Here is a 19,264-nt window from a genome sequence, read left to right as displayed (position 1 = left end):
CATCAAACCTGACGACAACATGCCCTGATCTGGCTTTCAAGTTCCTGGGTTGTGAAAGGCTTGGTCAACCGAGGCTGATCACGAAGGTTTTCTGGAAGAGCCCAGCCCCCATAGCCGCTGGCCAGTATAATGGGAATATCGCGGGCTAGAAGTCGCTCAGCAACCGGATAAACATACCCTCCGCGAATACTGACGTCCAGGATAGCCATGTCTAGGGCTTCATCTCTTGCCAATTGCATTGCGGCCTCGAGCTTGCCGATCGGCCCGACGACAATGCAACCGAGATCCAGCAGAACTTCCTCGATCATCACGGCGATGAGAATCTCGTCTTCCACGACAAGGACACGGCGCCCGGTTAGTTTGCTAACGATCATCGGGTTTCCCGCTCCGCATCACCTGTCGCGTTCATGTATCCAAACTCGGGGGTCAGCGGGATCTTGAATGTGCAACAAAGCCCAGGCCTCAAAAAATTTCGCTGGACTTCCGCATCAAACTCATAGGTCAGAGCCTTCTCGATCAGCATCGTTCCAAAACCCTCGCGAAGGGGCGGCTGTACCTCTGGTCCGCCGCTTTCTGTCCAGGTGAGTAACAATAGGGGATTGTCGGTTCTGTTCCTCATCTCCCATATAACATGGAGATGACCGGAAGACGTCGAAAGCGCGCCATATTTGGCCGCGTTGCTGGCAAGTTCGTGGACGGCCATCGCCAGAGCCAAGCCTGCCTTCGGAGTCAGCAGGACATCGCGGCCGGTTATGATAAAATTGCCGTTTTCACGACGATAGGGTGCGAGTTCCGTCTCGATAACGGCACGAAGCGACATCGTGCCTTGCCCGGCCTGTGTCAATAGGCTGTGTGCCATGGTGATGGCTTTTATGCGGCCTTCAATCTCAGCCGCGAAAGCCTCCGGCGTAGAACTGGTCTTAAGCGTTTGTGAAACGACAGCGGACACAATCGCCAGAATATTCTTTACGCGATGATCGAGCTCACTAAGGAGGAGAGCAGTTTTCTGTTCGGCATCTTTGAGATCAGTGATATCTCGCGCGACCACGGAGGCACCGACGATCCGTCCACCAATTTCCTTGACAGGCGATATTGTGATCGAAACATCGATCGATCGCCCTCCCTTGGCAAATCTGATGCTGTCAAATCGGGCGACCTGTTCGCCTTTTTGCAATTTTGCTTGTATATTTGCCCAGTCATCGAGCAATGTCCCTCCCAACAACATGGACATAGGTTGCCCGATTGCCTCCGAGGCCGAATAATCGAAGAGTCGCTCGGCGCCTGTATTCCAGCTCGTGACAGTGCCATCCAGATCGTGGCTGATGATTGCGTCCTGAGACGACTCGACGATCGCCGCAAGCAGCGCGCGTGCCTGCTCATGCTGCTTGCGCTCCGTGATATCAACGAATGTGACGACTACACCATCAATGACATTGTTCAAACTTCGATATGGCCGAATCTGCATCAAGAAACTTGGGCCATTCGCGACCGAAACCTCTCGTTCAACGGGGGTCAAAGTGCGCAGAACCTGCTGCGCGTCGGTGACCAAACTATCATGCGTAAGGCGTGTAACAATGTTACTGATCGGTCGCCCTTCATCTCCTTCTCTTACGTTAAACAATTCGAGGAAACGGGAGGTGAAGCGCCGAATGCACAGGTTGCTGTCCAGAAAGAGAATTGCAATCGATGTGCTGTCGAACAAGTTCGAGAGGTCGCTGTTCGAACGAACAAGACTTTCATTCCTGTTGTTCAGCTCTGAATTCATAGTCTGGAGCTCTTCATTGAGCGATTGCAGTTCCTCTTTCGAAGTTTCTAGTTCCTCATTCGTTGATTGCAGTTCTTCGTTGACCGACAGATATTCCTCACTGGAAGATTGCAGTTCCTCATTGGCTGCCTCCAACTCTTCTGTGACTTTACGAAGGCGTTCCCTCGTTCCGCGCAGTTCGCTGTTGAGGTCCTGAAGAGTGGCCTTACTGCCTTCATCGCTAGCGGCCGTTACTGGCGCCTCTTGCGACATCCGCGTAAATCGACCAACATCTTGGAATAAAATAAGAAATAGGCCAACTTCTTCTGAATTGGGGAGAGGCTCGACAATCAGGTTAAGAGTCTCGTACTGGCCACCCGCCCCAAAGCTGACGGTCTCTGGCTGGACCGTTGCCCCGCTCGCCACGGCTTTTTTGAGCGCGGCACGAACAGCTGGCCGCAGATCCGTGTGCAGCAAAGTGAACAGATTGAGGCTTGCAACGCCGGTTGTCGGTTCCAAATATTTTGCAATCTGCCCGGAGAACCGCAGAATATTATGACCGCGATCGACGATCACATAGGCCGGCGCATACTGAGCAATGACGTGGGCGGCTTGGCGCTCGATATCATCACCAGCAGGAAGCTTCACAAATTTCTGCGACGTTTCACCTCCCACCCAGCGTGGCAGAGGAAAAGTGGGAAAACTCGCCACCGTATCCCGCCTGACATAGATCCGATGTCGTTTGTCCACTGGCGCGAAGAGACGAGACTGCGTGGGGACACTCTCCGAAGGGCCAAGAAGCAAATGGCCGCCAGGCCGCAAGGCGTAATGAAAAGTGGTAAAGCACCGTTGCTGCAATGCGCTCTCGAAATAGATCAACAGATTACGGCAACTCACCAGGTCCAGCCGGGAAAACGGCGGATCCCTGACAAGATCGTGTGTCGAGAACAAGCACATCTCGCGGATGTCCTTGGCAACGCGGTAATTTCCGCAATCCTTGACGAAATTCTTCTCCAAACGCTCTGCGGAAAAATGCGAAGCAATCGCAGCATTATACAAGCCAGCCCGTGCGAATTCGATCGCCCGGTCGTCGACATCGGTTGCGAAAATTTGGACCTGACGTTGACGTCGTAGCCGCGCCATTGACTCCTTCAGAATAATCGCGAGCGAGTAGGCCTCCTCACCTGTCGCGCATCCTGGCACCCATATTCGGACTGGGCCGGTATTGTGGTTATCAGCTAGCAGGCCCGGCAGGATTTTTGTTTCGAGTGCCTCGAACGATTCCGGGTTACGAAAAAAATAGGTGACGCCAATCAAAAGCTCGCGAAACAGCGATTCAGCCTCTTTCGGCAGCGTTCTTAATTGCTCGATATAGGAAGAAACTTTCCCCGTCTGCAGCACATGCATCCGACGCTGGATTCGCCGCATCAAAGTGCCAGTCTTGTATTGGCTGAAGTCTCGGCCAAGCCTGCTGTGCAAAATTGCGCAGATCGTTGGGAGATGGCGTGCCATGTCCCTGCGGATACCATCCGGCCCATTTGCGCTATCATAGATCGCACGGTGCCGACGATAGTCCATCAACGCGGCCGGCATATCCTCAACCGGGAGCACGTGATCAACGAAGCCGCTGGACACCGCACTCTGTGGCATACCACTTTTGGCATGATGATCGAATTCGGCCTGGCTGATGGTTAAGCCGCCATGTTCCTTGATCGCCTCGATACCAAGCGCCCCATCGCTCCCATAACCAGAGAGAATGATGCCAACGGCGTTCTCACCATGGTCCTCGGCGAGCGAGGTGAGAAACGTGTTGATAATCGTTCGACGGGCGGCCACCTGTACGGCCTGGGTGACATGGAGGATACCGCTTTCAATCGTCAAGATGGAGTCTGGCGGAATGACATACACTTGATCGGGGGCAACGTTTGTCCCGTCTTGGGCGAGTTGGACTGGCATTGCGGTAAAGCCAGTGACAATTTCCACCAGAGAACTGTTGAAGTTTGGATCAAGGTGCTGAACCAGCACGAAGGACATTCCGCTGGCGGTCGGCATCTTGGAAAAGAATGTTTTAAAAGCATCGAGCCCCCCAACCGAGGCTCCAAGGCCTATGATCAAATGCGTCTGTTCCGGTCCCACCAGCCGTGAATCAGCGCTTTCAGAACTGGTCGGATTATCCGCTACAGCTTCCCGCCTTCCCATGACTTTGCTTTTGCGCGTTTGGCGCGATTTATCAGCCAAGATGCGCCTTTCTACCCTATATGCAATTGATGGTATTTATATAAGCCATCCATTTCCCAATAGTCCTGTTGCGAAACCGATGCTGTAGACAATCCCTAAACCAAATTCGGCAAGAGATTATCTTTGGAAGACAAGGATTGAACAAGGCTATATCCACTATCTTGATGTTAGAATCGAAACCCTAAAGAAGGGTCTCACATTCTACGCCTGTGGCATTGCTCGTTAACTGGACGATGAGCGATGCAGCCTTCGGCCCGATCAGCCATTGCAAGACGGATCCTCCAACGGCCATACCAGTCTAGAGCCGGTCGATCTCGCCCTGATCCCGCATAGGACAAAAAAGGAAATCGTCGCCTCTTCCTCATAGGCCCAATCCTTCCGCACTCGATGGGCAACTGACGTCCAGCTTTCTGGTTCCTGTCCGCACCGAATGACAGGAAGGGCTTATTCCCCGACAAGCTTCAGCCAGTCTTCCTCGCTAATCGTCTCGATGTTCAGTTCCGCCGCCTTGGCAAGCTTGCTTCCTGCTCCTGGACCCGCGACGACGAGATCGGTCTTTTTCGAGACAGAGCCCGCGACCTTGGCTCCAAGCCGTTCGGCTTGGGCCTTGGCTTCCTCGCGCGTCATATGTTCGAGCGCGCCGGTGAAGACGACCGTCTTGCCCGCCACGGGACTTTCTTTCGCCACGGCCTCCATAGGCTCCGGCGTCACCTGCTCCAAGAGACCATCGAGCACGTCTTGATTGTGTTGCTCATGGAAGAAATCGAAAATGGCCTCGGCAACCACAGGCCCGAAACCCTCGACATTGGTGAGTTCGGACCGTTCCTCCGAGCCCTCCTCTGCCCGGCTTGCGACTGCGCGCAAGGCGTCGAATGTGCCAAAGGCGCGCGCCGCGCGGCGGGCATTGGTCTCGCCCACATGCCTGATGCCAAGCGCATAAATGAAACGGTTGACGGGAATATGCCGGCGCGCCTCGATCGCCTGAAACAGATTGCGCACCGAGGTTTCTCCATAGCCCTCGCGATCCTTCAATTTCTTCAGGCTTCGCGCATCACGCTCTTGCAAAGTGAAAATATCGACGGGCGTATGGATCAGCCCATCATGATAGAATTGCTCGATCTGCTTGTCCCCCAAACCCTCGATATCGAACGCATTGCGGGACGCGAAATGTTTGAGGCGCTCCACGACCTGCGCGGCGCAGACGAGCCCGCCCGTGCAACGGCGCACGACATCGGCGGTCCCGGTTTTCGGATCGATCTCACGGATCGCCGCTGAGCCACAAACCGGACAGACCTGCGGAAATTCATAGGGTTGCGCATCCTGGGGGCGTTTATCGAGGATCGGACCCAAAATTTGCGGAATGACATCGCCGGCACGCTGGATCATCACCATATCGCCGATGCGTATGTCCTTGCGCGCAATCTCATCCTCATTGTGCAAGGTCGCATTGGAAACGACAACACCGCCGACGGTAATCGGCTCAAGCCGAGCGACCGGCGTCAGCGCGCCCGTGCGGCCAACCTGGATCTCAATATCGCGTAACAGCGTCACAGCCTTTTCGGCCGGAAATTTATGCGCAGTCGCCCAGCGCGGCGCGCGCGACACAAATCCAAGACGCTTCTGCAAGGCAATGGAATTGACCTTGTAGACCACGCCATCGATATCATAATCGAGCAAGGCCCGCCGTGCCTCGATGTCATGATAATGGGCGATCAAGTCCTCCGCCGAATGGCAAAGCTGCATGAGCGGGTTGACCGGCAGGCCAAAGGCCTTGAAGGCCGTGACCATGCCCATTTGTGTGTCGGCTGGTTCCTCACTGGCCTCGCCCCAGGCATAGGCGAAGAAATGCAAGGGGCGCCCCGCGGTGACCTTGGGATCGAGCTGGCGCAAGGAACCCGCCGCCGAATTGCGTGGATTGGCAAAGATTGTTTTGCCCGCCGCTTCCTGTCTCTCGTTGAGCGCGGCGAAATCGGCATGGGTCATATAGACCTCGCCGCGAACCTCCAGAATTTCGGGCGCATGGCCCTGGAGCTGGTGCGGGATTTCTTGGATCGTCCGCACATTGGCGGTCACATCCTCGCCCTCATAGCCGTCGCCGCGCGTCGCCGCCTGGACGAGATAGCCGCCTTCATAGCGCAAGGAACAGGACAGACCGTCGATCTTCGGCTCGGCACTGATGGCCAGCGGCGCGTCAGCGCCAAGCCCGAGAAAACGACGCACACGCGCAACGAATTCACCGACTTCCTCATCGCTGAAAATATTGGCCAGCGACAGCATGGGCACTTTATGAATGATTTTGGCGAATTTCTCGGCCGGTGCCGCGCCAATCTTCTTGGTCAGGGATTCAGCGCTGACAAGCTCCGGAAAAGCCGTCTCGAGCGCCTCGTAGCGGCGGCGCAAGGCATCATATTCGGCGTCGGAGACCCTCGGCGCATCTTCCTGATAATAAAGCCGATCGTGCTCGGTGATCTGTTCACCGAGACGTCTATGTTCGCGCTTCGCCTGGGCAGGGCTGAGGCTCTCGATGGGTTTTTGCACGGTCATGCCGCATGATTAGCATGGCCGCTACAGAGGCGAAAAGAGGACTCTTGAAGGCTATTTGCTTGTTCCCGGTGCACTAGGGCGTCGACTCATAAACTTTGGCACCAAATTCTTATCGCGACGAGTTTGATAGCGGCGAGGAAGTTGGCGGGGTCTTTGTCGTAGCGTGTTGCGATGCCGCGGAACTGCTTGATCCGGTTAAAGAACCGTTCCACGAGGTTGCGTTGCCGATAGACCCAACGCGAGAAGGAGAAGCTCCCCTTGCGATTGTCTTTTGGTGGGATGTTGGCCCAGGCTTTCCGCTCCGCCGCCTTGGCTCGGATAGCGTTGCTATCATAACCCTTGTCGGCCAGCAGGATGTCTCCTTCGCCGAGACCATCGGTCAACGCATCGGCTTCGGTGCAGTCCGCGACCTGACCGCCGGTTAAGCGGAGGGTGACGGGGCGCCCTTCGGCATCGACGAGAGCATGGATTTTGCTGGTGAGCCCGCCGCGGGAACGTCCCATGCCGCCATCGTCTCCATCCCCTTTTTTCCCGTAGCCGCGTGCTGGTGAACGCGAACACAGGTCGAGTCAATCATGACGATGTCACCGTCGTAAGCCTCTGAAACCGCGTCGAGAAGCCGATCCCAGACCCCGGCTTTCCGCCACCGCACAAAGCGGTTGTAGCAAGTGGTCGGTGGGCCGTAGCGCTCTGGAATCTCTGCCCAAGGCGAGCCCGTTCGGAACCGCCAAAGAATGCCATTCAGCACCCGCCGATCATCGACGCGAGCAACGCCACGCGGTTTGTTGGGCAATAGAGGCGACAGGATCCACCATTCATGGTCGGTGAGTTCGTAGCGGCGGCGCGTCATCTGGCTTCCTCTTTTGGAAGCCTTGAATCATGCAAACTGACAATCGCAAAGCGAATTTATGAGTTTACGACCTAGGCCCTCGCCCCTGGCTCTTGCCAACGAAAATTTAACAGACCTGAAACGGCGGATATGTGGTCTAATCTAAGGAGGTTCGGATGGATTTCTCTCAGCAAATCAGTATCAATGAAATGCACGCACAATGAATGTCATCGGAAATTGATGATCTTGACTCTATCGAACGATACAGCTTTAGCGATCATCCGTAATCAGCCGCTCCTGGTCTATCTCTGTGTGCCTCTCTGGCTGCTCCTCAACCGCAAGGGAGGCAGATTTCGCGGGAGTTGATGTACGTGTTCGTTGCTGCGCCCGGCTTTCTGGTTCTCTGGGCGCGGGTAAGGTTGGGGGCAATTCCTCCTTGGCAGCGTCATGTATGTTCCTATGGTCTTTCTAACGCCAATACTGATAATTATTACGCTTATCATTTTTAGCTATCGTCGAGTACATCAAATGTCTTCTCCTCGTTTTTTTCACTATCGGATATCACTCTTATTCTTCGCCTAGGAAGCTTTGACATGCTTGTTCATCGCTTACGTTTCTCTGCTTTCATATTTATAGCATTCCCGGGATCTGTGCCCAATCTCCCTCTTGCCCAAGAAAAATGGGAGAAATGCAAACTGTTAATACACTCGAAATTGGTCCCGTAACGCGGCACAAACAACCTTGCCACACACGTTAGGAGATCGCCGTGAAGGATGATGAAATAATACCAGAAATCTTAAAAGAAAAAATTGCAGGAATTACATCGAATAATGTAGATAAGACATTATCGACAATATTTATTTTGTTGTTTCCGGCATGTATGATTTCATTTTTCCTGTTTTCCGAAAATCGAAAAGCTATTAATATATTAGTCATTCTTTCCTTTATTACCATAATTCCATTTTTTCTGTCCTTTGTATGGTGGGTTCTTCGATATCCTGAATTACTTGCGTTTATGAGGCCAGTCACGAGACTAAGAGAAGAACATCCGATATTATTTTTTATAATATTCATAATATCAGGATTTATAATATTCATAATAAGTGGATTATTAGGAAGTTACTTAAGATGAATTAAAGAGAATAAGACCATGACCACAATAGATATTATAGGCAAAGGCACATCAATCGCCGCAAATATTGATGCGTTCCTTACGTTGTCGCCAGATGTGTTGTCGAAGCTAAATACGGAGGCGCAGGGAGCCGCCGCTTTGGCGGGACTGTTCTCCACTGTGAATCCTGGCACAACAATTTCGCTGGCGCTGGGCACAGCTATCGGCGAGTGCATCAAATGCCTTCTCCTCGCTTCTCATTCTTGGATATTGCCCTCATCGGTATCATGGTACTTGGTTATTGCTACCTTTATTTAACAAGGACAATACTGGGTATTGTGTCACATTTTGAAAGTTAATGCCAAATCAAGAACTGCATGCAATGCGCTGAACAAATTAGTATGTATGCAAATTATCAATAAATTTCATCACAACTGAAGACTGCGTTCCAACGCGGGAAATAAAATATATGAAACGGGCCATTGATATCATATTCATAGCATTTTTCTCGGCATTCCCCCTATTTATACTTTTGGCAATCATCAACGGGAATAACATTCCGTATCGGATATTCTTGTTAAAATTGATGCTGATAAGTTCAATTCCATTTATGGTGAGTATCTTTAGGATGCCGATCCGGTATCCGCAGATACAAAATTGGGTTCTAAATAACAAAGTTCTGTTTTTAATTTCTTCCTGCATTTTGACCTGGACAGCCATCTTTATAGCCACGATCATTGCGGAGATGTTTAAATGAGTAAAGTATTGACTTGGTCGCGACTGTAGATAGCTTAATTCATACTGATAGAGACGTGCTTTCCGCAATGAATACAGGCGCGTGATTTACCGCAGCAGCGTAGCCCCGACTTTTTTCAGCCCCATCCATCAGTGTTCTCATGACCCGCGGTCTAAGATGAGACCCATTGACGGACACGCAAGGAGAGGGATCATCTCCGTATAAGCCCCTCACCTCCCCGGAAGATCTATAGATTTTTCTAAATTTCTCATCATATTGAAGAATATTTTAGCAATTATCGCATCATAGGTGATCCTTTCATGCGTAAAGAAAATATTTTTCTTATCTCATATTCAATTATCGCAAGCGTCATATTCATAGAATTGCTTTCAATATTTTATGTTAATAAGAGCCTAAGCGTTATATTCTCCCTTGATGACCCCTATATACACATGGCCCTTGCGGATAATATTTCCCAGGGAAAAGGCCTATCAAGCGATGATGGAATTCCAGAAATCGCTGCCGCTTCGCTCGAGTCTGGAAATCTTCCCCCGCCGGAGCCCATGACACAATGTGATCTCTCCCCTATTAGAGGCTCGGTACATGCGTCAGCCACGCGCGGAGGATTGCGTTGACCGTTTCGGGTGCTTCCTGCTGCACCCAATGGGATACACCGGGGAGGAAGCGCACCGTCAGGTCCGACACGAAACGTTCGGTGCCGAAAACGAGGGATTTTTCCAGCGCCCCGTCTTCCTCGCCCCAGATGATCAGGGTCGGAACCTCGACGCGGTTTTGTGAGGGAGCCATGGCCTTGCGGCCAGCGCGAAAAGCCGCGCGGTAATAATTGAGCATCGCCGTCATCGCGCCAGGGATCAGAGCATTGGCGCGATACTGGTCCAGAACCTCAGCGGGAAAGCGGCTCCTGTCGACCGCCATTTTCAAGATGATGCCGGATATGGCCCGCGCCTTGTTGCGCGTGAGCACAAATTCAGGAATCCGCGGCAATTGGAAGAAGAGGACATACCAGCTCTTGCGCCGCTGCGCTGGATTGACGGCGATCTCCTCGATATAGCGCGTTGGATGCGGCACATTCATAATGACGAGGCGGCTCAAGGTGCGGATTTTCCGCATCGCGCAATGCCATGCAATGATTGCGCCCCAATCATGCCCGATCAACAGGGTCTCCTCGGCCTTGGAGGCCGCAATCAGACCTTCCACATCGGCGACGAGATGATCAAGGCCATAGGCCCCGACACTTTTGGGGCGTGAACTTCCGCCATAGCCTCGCAAATTTGGCGCCCAGGCCCGGTAGCCCAACGTCCCAAGCAACGGCAATTGGTGTTTCCAGGAAAATTTCGATTCCGGAAATCCATGCAGGCAAAGCGCGAGCTTTCGCGTATCGCCATTGGCGGGCAAGCATTCATCAATCTCGAAGATGAGACCGTTAGCCTCGATCAAACGCGTCGTAACAGGGAGATCCATGACATTGCATCCAGTCGGGAAGCAAAATCGGATGCAGCCAGCCTCAGCTGGCTGCATAGTCCCTTCAATCGATTACGCCCAGGGCGTGGGTGCCGGCACTTCGCAGGGGCCTTCGACACCGGGGCTCGCGAAATCGGACGGACCGATGATCTCGATATATTCCATGTCGGGCGAGTAATCGAAAAGGTAATGCACGATGCCCGGCTGCTGATGCACGCAGTCACCGGCGGAAACCAGGGTTTCCTTGTCGCCATACATGAAACGCGCCCAACCCTTCAGCATGATGACGATATGGAACTGCGCCTCGTGAATATGCCAGCCCGTGCCCTTCTCCGGTGCCTTGTTGGCTCTCACAACTTGCGCCAACACACGGCCGCCCGTCGCGTCGGCGACGCCGAGATCACGATATTGGAAGAAATCCCGCAAACCATCGGTGCGGAATTCCGTATCACCCGGTTTGATATGTGAAAACAAATTGACGAAAGCGTTATTGGTCATGATGGTTTCCCCACTCAACTGACATAAGGCAGCCCCGAAGGATCACCTCATGGCAAGAGTCATCAAGAATGGCTCTTGGCGATACTCCGAAATTTTCTCTACACCTTTGAAAAGGCGAAAATTTCGACAAGGAACCAAGCATCGCTCATCGCGAGACTTGGTATTATTGTGCATCGCATATAAACGGGAAAAATAAGAACACCAAGCCGTCATCCTTCACATGAGCGCATTTCACTATTTACAAAAAAGAATGAATAACGAAAAATATTACAAGATGTGTGACGGATAAGTTTCGAAATATTCTTGAATTTTCGTTCTGGTCCTGCCTGTTGGCCACCCAGACATGTAATTATGTAAATATTTGTAAATACATAAAAAATTTTCCAACAACCTTCATGCCGCGCCTTCAATCAGCCGCCGGGCCGCGGCGCGCGCCTCCGCGGTAACCGTCGCTCCGGCCAGCATCCGCGCAATTTCCTCGCGCCGCGCCGCCGACGCCAGCACCGTGATCCGCGTCGCTATGCTCTCCCCTTCCGCATCGGCCCCTTTGGCGATGCGCCAATGCTGGCTGGCCCTCGCCGCGACCTGCGGCGCATGGGTCACGGCAAGAACCTGCACCTTGCCGGCAAGCCGAGCCAGTCTTTGACCAATCGCATCGGCGACCGCACCGCCAACGCCCGTATCGATCTCATCAAACACTAGTGTCGGCGCCGAGCCGCGATCGGCGAGCACGACTTTCAGAGCCAGCATGAAACGGGCAAGTTCGCCCCCCGACGCCACTTTCATCAAGGGCCCAGGTCTTGTTCCGGGATTGGTCTTGACCCAGAATTCGACCTGATCCATGCCCTCCGGCCCAGGCGTCTCTTCCCGGATTTCGGTCATGAAACTGGCGCTTTCGAGCTTCAGAGGCGGGAGTTCAGCCATGACCGCCGCATCGAGCCTCGCCGCCGCCGCGCGCCGTGCAGCCGTCAAATCCTTTGCCAAACGCCGATAATCCGCCTCAGCTTCTGCCTCGGCTTCGGCCAGATGCTTGAGCCGCGTCTCTCCGGCGTCGAGCAAGGCCAGATCCTCGGCGAATTTATCCGCCAAAGCCGGGAGATGGTCGGTCGCCACCGCATATTTGCGGGCAGCGGCACGCAAGGCGAAAAGACGCTCCTCGATCCTTTCCAATTCATGCGGATCATAGTCGGCCTCCCTCAGCGCCGTATCGAGGGCCTGGCCGGCGAGATCGAGCGCAGACAGCGCCGCATCGAGCGCCTGCACGACAGGCTGGATCAGCGCCGGCGCCTGGGTTTCTCGCCGCTCCAGCCGCCGCAAGGTCGAAGAGAGCATGGGGATCGGCGCATGATCGCCGGCGACCGTGTCATAGGCATCGCGTAATTCGCCGGCCACTTTTTCCGCCTGCATCATCACGGCCCGCTGCTCGGCCAGATGATTTTCCTCATTGTCCGTGACAGCGAGCTTATTCAGTTCGGCATGGGCATGGCGCAGATATTCGGCGTCCGCGCGGGCCTTTCGAAGCCGTTCTTCTTCCTCGGACTGTTCCCGCCGCAAACCGCGCAGGCGCGCATGGACCTCTTGAAGTCGGGTGACATCACCGCCAAGGCCGCCATAAAAATCGAGCAATTGACGATGCAAGGCGGGATTGACCAAGGCCCTGTCGTCATGCTGGCCATGGATTTCGACGAGGCCACGGCCGATAGCGCGCAAGGCTTGAGCGCTGACCGGCTGATCATTGATAAAGGCTCTGGTTCTGCCATCGGCCATCTGGACGCGGCGCAGGATCAAGGCGCCATCGGTTTCGATCTCCTGCGCACGCGCCGCCTCCACAGCCGGATGGCCAGGGGCGAGTTCGAACAGCGCCGTCACCTGCCCCTGGGTTTCCCCCTGCCGAACAAGGCTCCCGTCTCCCCGTGCGCCAAGCGCCAGGGCAAAGGCATCGAGAAGGATCGATTTACCGGCCCCCGTCTCGCCCGTCAGTATGGTCAAGCCGGAGCCAAGTTCGAGATCGAGCCGGTCGATCAGGACGATATTACGGATATTGAGTTGAACGAGCATGGGGTCGGGTGATCCCTTCCCTCTTATAGGCCAAGCGATCAGGAAGGCGTCCGAATGTAGAGCCTTCCTGCACCTTGCGCCAAGAAAGAATTCCCGAGGTAGAAATTTAAACGAGAAAATTCAGTTCGCTTGCCCCGCCGGCTTGCTTTCACCGTCATTCGAGGCCCACATTTTGTGGAATGTGCGCGAGAACCAATTTTCTTCTGCGGGCGGCTGGGCACTGCTGGTCTCGGCGGGACCGCGCATTTCCGGCGGAGCGACCGTCGGCAATGTAACGGGACCTCTGCGGGCCGGGGTACGGGTCGGCACGGGAGTGATCGCCGGTGGCGGAGGAGCCTCAGCCGTTTTGACCTCCGGCTCAGCCGGTTTGTTTCCGTGATCCCCCAACGCCCAAGTTTTTGGAAAGATGTTGGAGATCCAGGAGCCTTTTTCCTCCTGCGGCTGCAAGCCTTTGTCCTGCAGCAGGGCATAGGAATCCTTGTACCATTGAGAATCCGGGAAGTTATGGCCAAGGACCGCCGCCGCCGTCTGCGCCTCATTGACGATGCCAAGCGCCAGATAGGCTTCGGTCAAGCGCATCAAGGCTTCTTCCGAATGGCGGGTCGTCTGATATTTGGCCAGCACTTCGCGGAAACGATTCACCGCGGCGATATAATTGTGGTTGTTCAGATAATAACGGCCGACGAACATTTCCTTGCCGGCCAGCTGGTCACGGCAGACCTGCAATTTATATTTGGCGTCTTCGCCATATTCCGATTTTGGAAATTTCTCGGCGATCTGTTGAAACAACACCGCCGCCTTCTGGGCGCGCTCCTGATCACGGCTGACATCCGGGATCTGGTTATAATTGGACATGGCCGCGAGATAATAGGCGTAAGGCGTATCCGGCGCATTGGGATAGAGCGTGTAATAGCGCTGCGCCGACGCAATGGCGTCGTCATAACTGCCATTTTGATATTGGCTATAAGCGCTCATCAGCAATCCCTTCTTCTGCCATTGAGAATAGGGATATTGCTTTTCGAGATCGGCGAATTTCTTGCCCGCCGCTTCATAATCCTTTTTCTGCAGGCGGACGAGGCCCTGATTATAGATATCATCCGCCGGCACGTCAGGGATCACCTTGGCCTCATATTTCTCGCCCTTGAACCAATTCGTCGGGTTCAGGCTCTTTGAGGCGTCGAAATCCCCCATGGAGGAACAGGCGGCAAGCGGCAGCGAAACCGAGAGCAGGAACGCGCGTTTGGCAAGGCCTGCGCCTTTCCAAAGCCTCGATGTGACATGGAAAACCTCTGTCATATGCCCGCTCGCTTGTTGCCGAATTCGGATCCCCTATCAAAAGCCGCGCAAAGCGACCTTTGAGTCCCTTCTTGAGTTTTCGCTTTTTCAGAGTGTTAGCGAAAATTCAAAACTGGTCCAGCAGTCATTTCTTTATGACCGATGGTATAAGGCTTCGTCCTGATGGACCTTGGCTCCCCACCAATATCCATTCAACCCGATGTGATCTTGCTCTAAAGCATAATTCTTGAAAATTGTATGGCTTTTTCCCGCCAAACTTCCCCATTCGGAAGCAAAGTTGAATTTTATTTCAGAGGCTGACTCGCGTCGAAGCCGATAAGATCTCTGGTCCATTGTGCAAAAACCGCCCGAATCCGCAAGCTAAGCCATTGCGAATCCGGACGGCGCGAAACCCGCGACCAGTGTCACGGCATCACATTCATCCGAAAGTGGTGGCCACTTTCGGTTTGGCGCTCCGAGTGTTCAGCTCGACTGCCGCCGCAGGAAGGCCGGGATTTCCAATTGCTCTTCCTCGTGGCTGCGTTGCGGATAGGCGGCGCGGCCATGAGGATCTTGAGCCGGACGCTGCAAAGGCGCCTGGGCCGGGCGTTTGCCATATTCAGCATGGACGGGACCGGGAGCCTGCTGCGCCGGATAGGCTGGCTGCGGCGCGCTGGGGCGCTGCTGGCCCTGATGGGCGTGAGCCTGTTGCGGGTGAACCGGAGCGGCCGGCCGTTCACGTGAAACGGCGGCGGTTTCGTCCTGACGGCTAATCCCGAAGGAAGCCAGGCGCTCCAGCAAGGTCCGGCGCTTCACGTCGCCATGGCTTTCAGCCGGGGCCTCGCCACGCTGCGCGCGGATCTGTTCCTGGACCGGCATCGGCAGATCCTCAAGGCGCGGCATGCGCTGCTGCCGCACCACCGGATTTTCTGGCGCCGGGGGAATGAAGGGACCGGGCGCATAAGGATCTTCGGCAACACGCTGCGGGGCCTGAGCCACCGGATAGAGCGGAGCCTGCGGTGCGACCGGCTGCACGTGCACACCCTGCACATTGGCAGCGTGCCCGCCCTGCATGGGAGCGGGAAGTCCGGCTTGCGGGGCAACCTGAGGCGCACGCGCCGGAGCGCCCTGCGCGAATTGGGCGACCTGGGGCTGCGGCATGGATGCATAATCCTGCTCGGCCACGGCGACATTCTCATAAGCCGCCGGCACCGGCTGCGGTGCGGTATAGACCTCGACCGGCGCGCGCGCCGGGCTGGTCTCGATCGGCCGGGCCGCCGTCTGCGCCCGCAATCGATTGGCAACCTCGCTGATGCGGCTTTCAGCGGCCGTCAATTCATGTGTGCCGATCGGCTGATCAATGCCCGTCGCGACGACAGACACACGCACGATCCCATCGAGGCTCTGATCGAACGTCGCGCCAAGGATGATATTGGCGTCCTCGTCCACTTCCTGACGGATGCGGCTCGCCGCCTCGTCGACTTCGTAAAGGGTCAGGTCGTTACCGCCCGTGATGGAAATGAGCAGGCCGCGCGCGCCCTTCATGGAGACTTCGTCGAGCAGCGGATTGGCGATCGCGGCCTCGGCCGCCATCAGGGCGCGCTTGTCGCCCGAGGCTTCGCCGGTGCCCATCATCGCCTTGCCCATTTCCCGCATGATCGCCCGCACGTCGGCGAAATCGAGATTGATCAGGCCTTCCTTGACCATCAGATCGGTGATGCAGGCAACACCGGAATAAAGCACCTGATCCGCCATCGCGAAGGCGTCGGCGAACGTGGTCTTTTCGTTGGCGATACGGAACAGATTCTGGTTCGGGATGACGATCAGCGTATCGACCGATTTCTGCAATTCGGTAATACCGGCATCCGCGACGCGCATACGCCGCGCGCCCTCGAACTGGAACGGCTTGGTGACAACACCAACCGTCAAAATGCCCATGTCGCGCGCAGCGCGCGCGATGACAGGCGCTGCGCCCGTGCCAGTGCCACCGCCCATACCGGCCGTCACGAAGCACATATGCGCGCCGGAAAGATGATCGCGAATTTCCTCGATCGCTTCTTCGGCTGCCGCGCGGCCGACCTCGGGCTGCGAACCGGCGCCGAGGCCCTCGGTCACTTGCAGGCCCATCTGGATGATGCGATCGGCCTTGGACGCGGTCAGCGCTTGCGCGTCGGTATTGGCGACGATGAATTCGACACCAATCAATCCGGACACGATCATATTGTTGACCGCATTGCCACCGGCACCGCCCACCCCGCAGACCATAATATGGGGTTTCAGTTCCCGGAGTTCCGGAGCTTTGAGATTGATCGTCATTGTCTGGCCTCTCGACATGGCGTCCGGTCCGGAACCGCCCAGGTTGTTAATATTCGCCTTTGCCACCAAAGGCGCCGGAGCAAACTCCGGGCTTTGAATTGTTCGGGTTTTTCGTGCCGCCGCCACGTCTCGAAAAACCCGGTTTTGAAAATCTTCTTTTCACGCCGAAAAACCGAAATTCCCCGGCGAGAAATGTCAGAAACTATTGCGCAGCCAGCGCCCGACCCGCCGCATATAACGATCGGAACCAGCATCCGTCGGGGCATGCCCGACGCCCGGCCGAAAATGTTCGATCCCGCTGACCTGCGGATAGATCATCAGGCCGACAGAAGCCGAAAAGGCCGGGCTTTTCGCAACATCCGGGAGCCCTTGAACGCCGAGCGGGCGTCCGATTCGAACCTGACCGGAGACGATCCGTTTGGTCATTTCCGGCAGGCCTGTCAATTGACAGGCGCCGCCGGTGAGCACCAGCCTGCGGCCGGCATGGGCCGGAAACCCGGCGGCATGCAGACGATCGCGGACCAGTTCCAGAATTTCCTCGATCCTCGGCTTGATAATCCGCACGAGATGCGATTTCGGCACATGCGTCGCGTGATCACCATCATCATCGGCCTGCGTCACACCAATCATGTCGCGCTCATCGGAGCTCGCGGCGAGACAAGCGCCATGCAGAGTTTTAAGCCGTTCGGCATCGGCAAGGCGCATGTTGAGGCCGCGCGCGACATCCATGGTGACATGATGGCCACCAACCGCGAAAGCATCGACATGCACGAGCGAGCCGCCGGAAAAGAGGCCGATCGAGGTCGTGCCGCCCCCCATATCGATGACCGCCGTGCCGAGTTCGGCTTCATCATCAACTAGAGCCGAGAGACCGCTCGCATAAGGGGTGGCGACCATGGCATCGACGCTGAGATGACAACGCTCGACCGCCAGCATCAGATTGCGGGCAGCAGCGGCATCGCAGCTCAGGACATGCATGGCCGCGCCGAGTTCATCGCCGATCATGCCGCGCGGATCGCGGATCGACCGTGTCTCGCCGAGAGAAAACCCCATGGGCAAGGCATGCAGCACTGCTCGCCCCTGCTGGGCGCCGCGATGCGCGCAGGCCTCAAGCACGCGATGCACATCGTTTTCGCCGACCGCGCGGGAGACAATACCCACCTTGGCGTCGAACAATTGCGAGGCGAGCCGGCCGCCCGTCACATTGATGATGACGCTTTCGACCTGCACGCCGGCCATGCGTTCGGCTGCGTCAACAGCAAGCCGGATCGCGCTCTCGGCTTCCAGCATGTCGACAACAGTGCCACCCTTCATCCCGCGCGAACGCTGATGGCCGATGCCGAGAATGCGACAGCGATGCGTGCGCCCCCGCAAGGTCTCGGAGGCTTCGGTAGGGTTGAGCCTGGCGATCAGGCTGACAATCTTGGACGTGCCAATATCGAGCACAGACAGAATCGTGCTCTTGCGGCTCGGCAAAGGACGGAGGCGAGGAGCGAGCGTGGGAGGATTCATGAGACGCTAGCCCCCCTTCTTCTTGGCGGTTTTATGCGCCAGCATTTCAGCGCGTTCGGCGGCGGCTTCGGCGGAAAGATGCGCGACCATGCGTCCGGGCTGGCGGAAATCGAGTGAGATCACGTCCTTGTCGAGCACATGCGACTGGCGCTGCAGGGTCACGAGCGCGGCGACAGCCGCCTTGGGGTCGTCTTCCGGCAACAGCACTTCCACGCCATTGCGCATCGACAACGTCCAACGCCGGTTGGCAACGTAAATGCCCGCGCGTATCTGCTCGCGCAGATCGCCCGCCGCATCGAGAAGGCCAAGATATTCGTCGAGCTTATTATTCGCCCCGTCGCCGGTCACCAAGGGCAGACGAAGAAAACGATCATCGCGCAGCCAATCGATCGATTTGCCATCGCGCGCGACGACCTGCACCTTCCCATCCTTCTGCCAGAGCGCGAAAGGCTGGCGTTCCTCGACCTCGATCAGGAGCCGGTTGGGAAACAGTTTGCTGACGCTGACGCTCTTGACGAGAGCAAGATTCAACAGATTCGCGCGGACGGCCGCGACATCCAGAAACAACAGGGAATTGCGCGTACCAATCCCGGCCTGGGCGAGAATCTCGTCTTCGCTTAATTCCCGGGTGCCCGCGATGGTCACCGCTTTGATGCCGAACCCCATCGCCTTGGCGGCAAGATCCTGAGGCTCGCCATATTCAGCAACGAAAGCGGCATATTCGCCACCCTTGATCGCGCCATAAAGACCGACCGCGCCCAGAAAGGAGAGGGCCAAGATCATGCTCATGCCGGGGCCGCTCAAGCGTGCCACAAGCTTCCGGGCATAAGAAGGCTCAGCAGGCGAGCGCCCGCCGGGACGGACGGACGGTGCAAAGGAAACCCACTGGCTCCTCGCGCTGGCCGATGTCCCCGCATAGGC

At 55.9% G+C, this 19,264-nt stretch carries 11 protein-coding genes and 2 pseudogenes; 2 read left to right on the top strand and 11 right to left on the bottom strand.

Annotated features, from left to right (window positions below):
- Window positions 1-2 precede the first annotated feature (2 nt).
- The 4 genes and pseudogenes from BIND_RS03635 to BIND_RS20445 form a co-directional block, all read right to left on the bottom strand.
- Window positions 3-374, bottom strand: coding sequence for a response regulator (locus tag BIND_RS03635; protein WP_012383715.1), 372 nt, complete (start codon window positions 372-374; stop codon window positions 3-5).
- Window positions 371-3,982 carry a CheR family methyltransferase gene (locus BIND_RS03630; protein ID WP_050763896.1) on the bottom strand — a complete coding sequence of 1,204 codons (3,612 nt, stop codon included), beginning with the start codon at window positions 3,980-3,982 and terminating at the stop codon, window positions 371-373. The genes BIND_RS03635 and BIND_RS03630 overlap by 4 nt, the downstream gene beginning before the upstream one ends.
- A gap of 444 nt (window positions 3,983-4,426) precedes the next feature.
- The gene (gene ligA, locus BIND_RS03625; RefSeq protein ID WP_012383713.1) at window positions 4,427-6,526 is read right to left on the bottom strand and encodes an NAD-dependent DNA ligase LigA; all 2,100 of its coding nucleotides are present in this window, start codon (window positions 6,524-6,526) and stop codon (window positions 4,427-4,429) included.
- An 86-nt stretch (window positions 6,527-6,612) separates the two neighbouring features.
- A pseudogene (locus tag BIND_RS20445) lies at window positions 6,613-7,376 on the bottom strand (IS5 family transposase).
- Between the two features lie 745 nt (window positions 7,377-8,121).
- Here BIND_RS20445 and BIND_RS21190 point away from each other — a divergent pair.
- Together BIND_RS21190 and BIND_RS21185 are read left to right on the top strand one after the other, a co-directional pair.
- Window positions 8,122-8,487, top strand: a complete 366-nt coding sequence (locus BIND_RS21190) for a hypothetical protein (RefSeq protein ID WP_148210546.1) — start codon at window positions 8,122-8,124, stop codon at window positions 8,485-8,487.
- 18 nt (window positions 8,488-8,505) lie between these two features.
- Window positions 8,506-8,784, top strand: coding sequence for a hypothetical protein (locus tag BIND_RS21185; protein ID WP_148210545.1), 279 nt, complete (start codon window positions 8,506-8,508; stop codon window positions 8,782-8,784).
- A 1,006-nt stretch (window positions 8,785-9,790) separates the two neighbouring features.
- Here BIND_RS21185 and BIND_RS03605 read toward each other — a convergent pair.
- From BIND_RS03605 to BIND_RS03575, 7 genes and pseudogenes are all read right to left on the bottom strand, one after another.
- Window positions 9,791-10,684 carry an alpha/beta fold hydrolase gene (locus BIND_RS03605; protein WP_012383710.1) on the bottom strand — a complete coding sequence of 298 codons (894 nt, stop codon included), beginning with the start codon at window positions 10,682-10,684 and terminating at the stop codon, window positions 9,791-9,793.
- A gap of 72 nt (window positions 10,685-10,756) precedes the next feature.
- Window positions 10,757-11,182, bottom strand: coding sequence for a cupin domain-containing protein (locus BIND_RS03600; RefSeq protein WP_012383709.1), 426 nt, complete (start codon window positions 11,180-11,182; stop codon window positions 10,757-10,759).
- A gap of 393 nt (window positions 11,183-11,575) precedes the next feature.
- Window positions 11,576-13,240 carry a DNA repair protein RecN gene (gene recN, locus BIND_RS03595; protein ID WP_012383708.1) on the bottom strand — a complete coding sequence of 555 codons (1,665 nt, stop codon included), beginning with the start codon at window positions 13,238-13,240 and terminating at the stop codon, window positions 11,576-11,578.
- 402 nt (window positions 13,241-13,642) lie between these two features.
- Window positions 13,643-14,536 (bottom strand): annotated as a pseudogene (locus tag BIND_RS03590) (outer membrane protein assembly factor BamD); the annotation flags it as partial.
- Window positions 14,537-14,998: 462 nt separating this feature from the next.
- Window positions 14,999-16,831, bottom strand: a complete 1,833-nt coding sequence (ftsZ, locus tag BIND_RS03585) for a cell division protein FtsZ (RefSeq protein WP_012383706.1) — start codon at window positions 16,829-16,831, stop codon at window positions 14,999-15,001.
- Window positions 16,832-17,026: 195 nt separating this feature from the next.
- On the bottom strand, window positions 17,027-18,343 hold the full coding sequence (gene ftsA / locus BIND_RS03580) for a cell division protein FtsA (RefSeq protein WP_012383705.1): 1,317 nt from the start codon (window positions 18,341-18,343) through the stop codon (window positions 17,027-17,029).
- A gap of 6 nt (window positions 18,344-18,349) precedes the next feature.
- Entirely contained in the window at window positions 18,350-19,132 is a 783-nt protein-coding gene (locus BIND_RS03575) for a cell division protein FtsQ/DivIB (RefSeq protein WP_244395953.1), read from the bottom strand.
- Window positions 19,133-19,264: the final 132 nt, after the last annotated feature.

It is taken from the genome of Beijerinckia indica subsp. indica ATCC 9039 (assembly GCF_000019845.1).
Taxonomy (GTDB): Bacteria; Pseudomonadota; Alphaproteobacteria; order Rhizobiales; family Beijerinckiaceae; genus Beijerinckia; species Beijerinckia indica.
The sequence above is the reverse complement of the archived record's forward strand: the minus strand, read 5'-3'. Positions and strand labels throughout refer to the sequence as shown.

Coding starts and splice junctions, on each gene's coding strand:
- BIND_RS03635 (WP_012383715.1), bottom strand. CDS start 374: ATGATCGTTAGCAAACTAACCGGGCGCCGTGTCCTTGTCGTGGAAGAC.
- ligA (WP_012383713.1), bottom strand. CDS start 6,526: ATGACCGTGCAAAAACCCATCGAGAGCCTCAGCCCTGCCCAGGCGAAG.
- BIND_RS21185 (WP_148210545.1), top strand. CDS start 8,506: ATGACCACAATAGATATTATAGGCAAAGGCACATCAATCGCCGCAAAT.
- BIND_RS03605 (WP_012383710.1), bottom strand. CDS start 10,684: ATGGATCTCCCTGTTACGACGCGTTTGATCGAGGCTAACGGTCTCATC.
- BIND_RS03600 (WP_012383709.1), bottom strand. CDS start 11,182: ATGACCAATAACGCTTTCGTCAATTTGTTTTCACATATCAAACCGGGT.
- recN (WP_012383708.1), bottom strand. CDS start 13,240: ATGCTCGTTCAACTCAATATCCGTAATATCGTCCTGATCGACCGGCTC.
- ftsZ (WP_012383706.1), bottom strand. CDS start 16,831: ATGACGATCAATCTCAAAGCTCCGGAACTCCGGGAACTGAAACCCCAT.
- ftsA (WP_012383705.1), bottom strand. CDS start 18,343: ATGAATCCTCCCACGCTCGCTCCTCGCCTCCGTCCTTTGCCGAGCCGC.
- BIND_RS03575 (WP_244395953.1), bottom strand. CDS start 19,132: ATGAGCATGATCTTGGCCCTCTCCTTTCTGGGCGCGGTCGGTCTTTAT.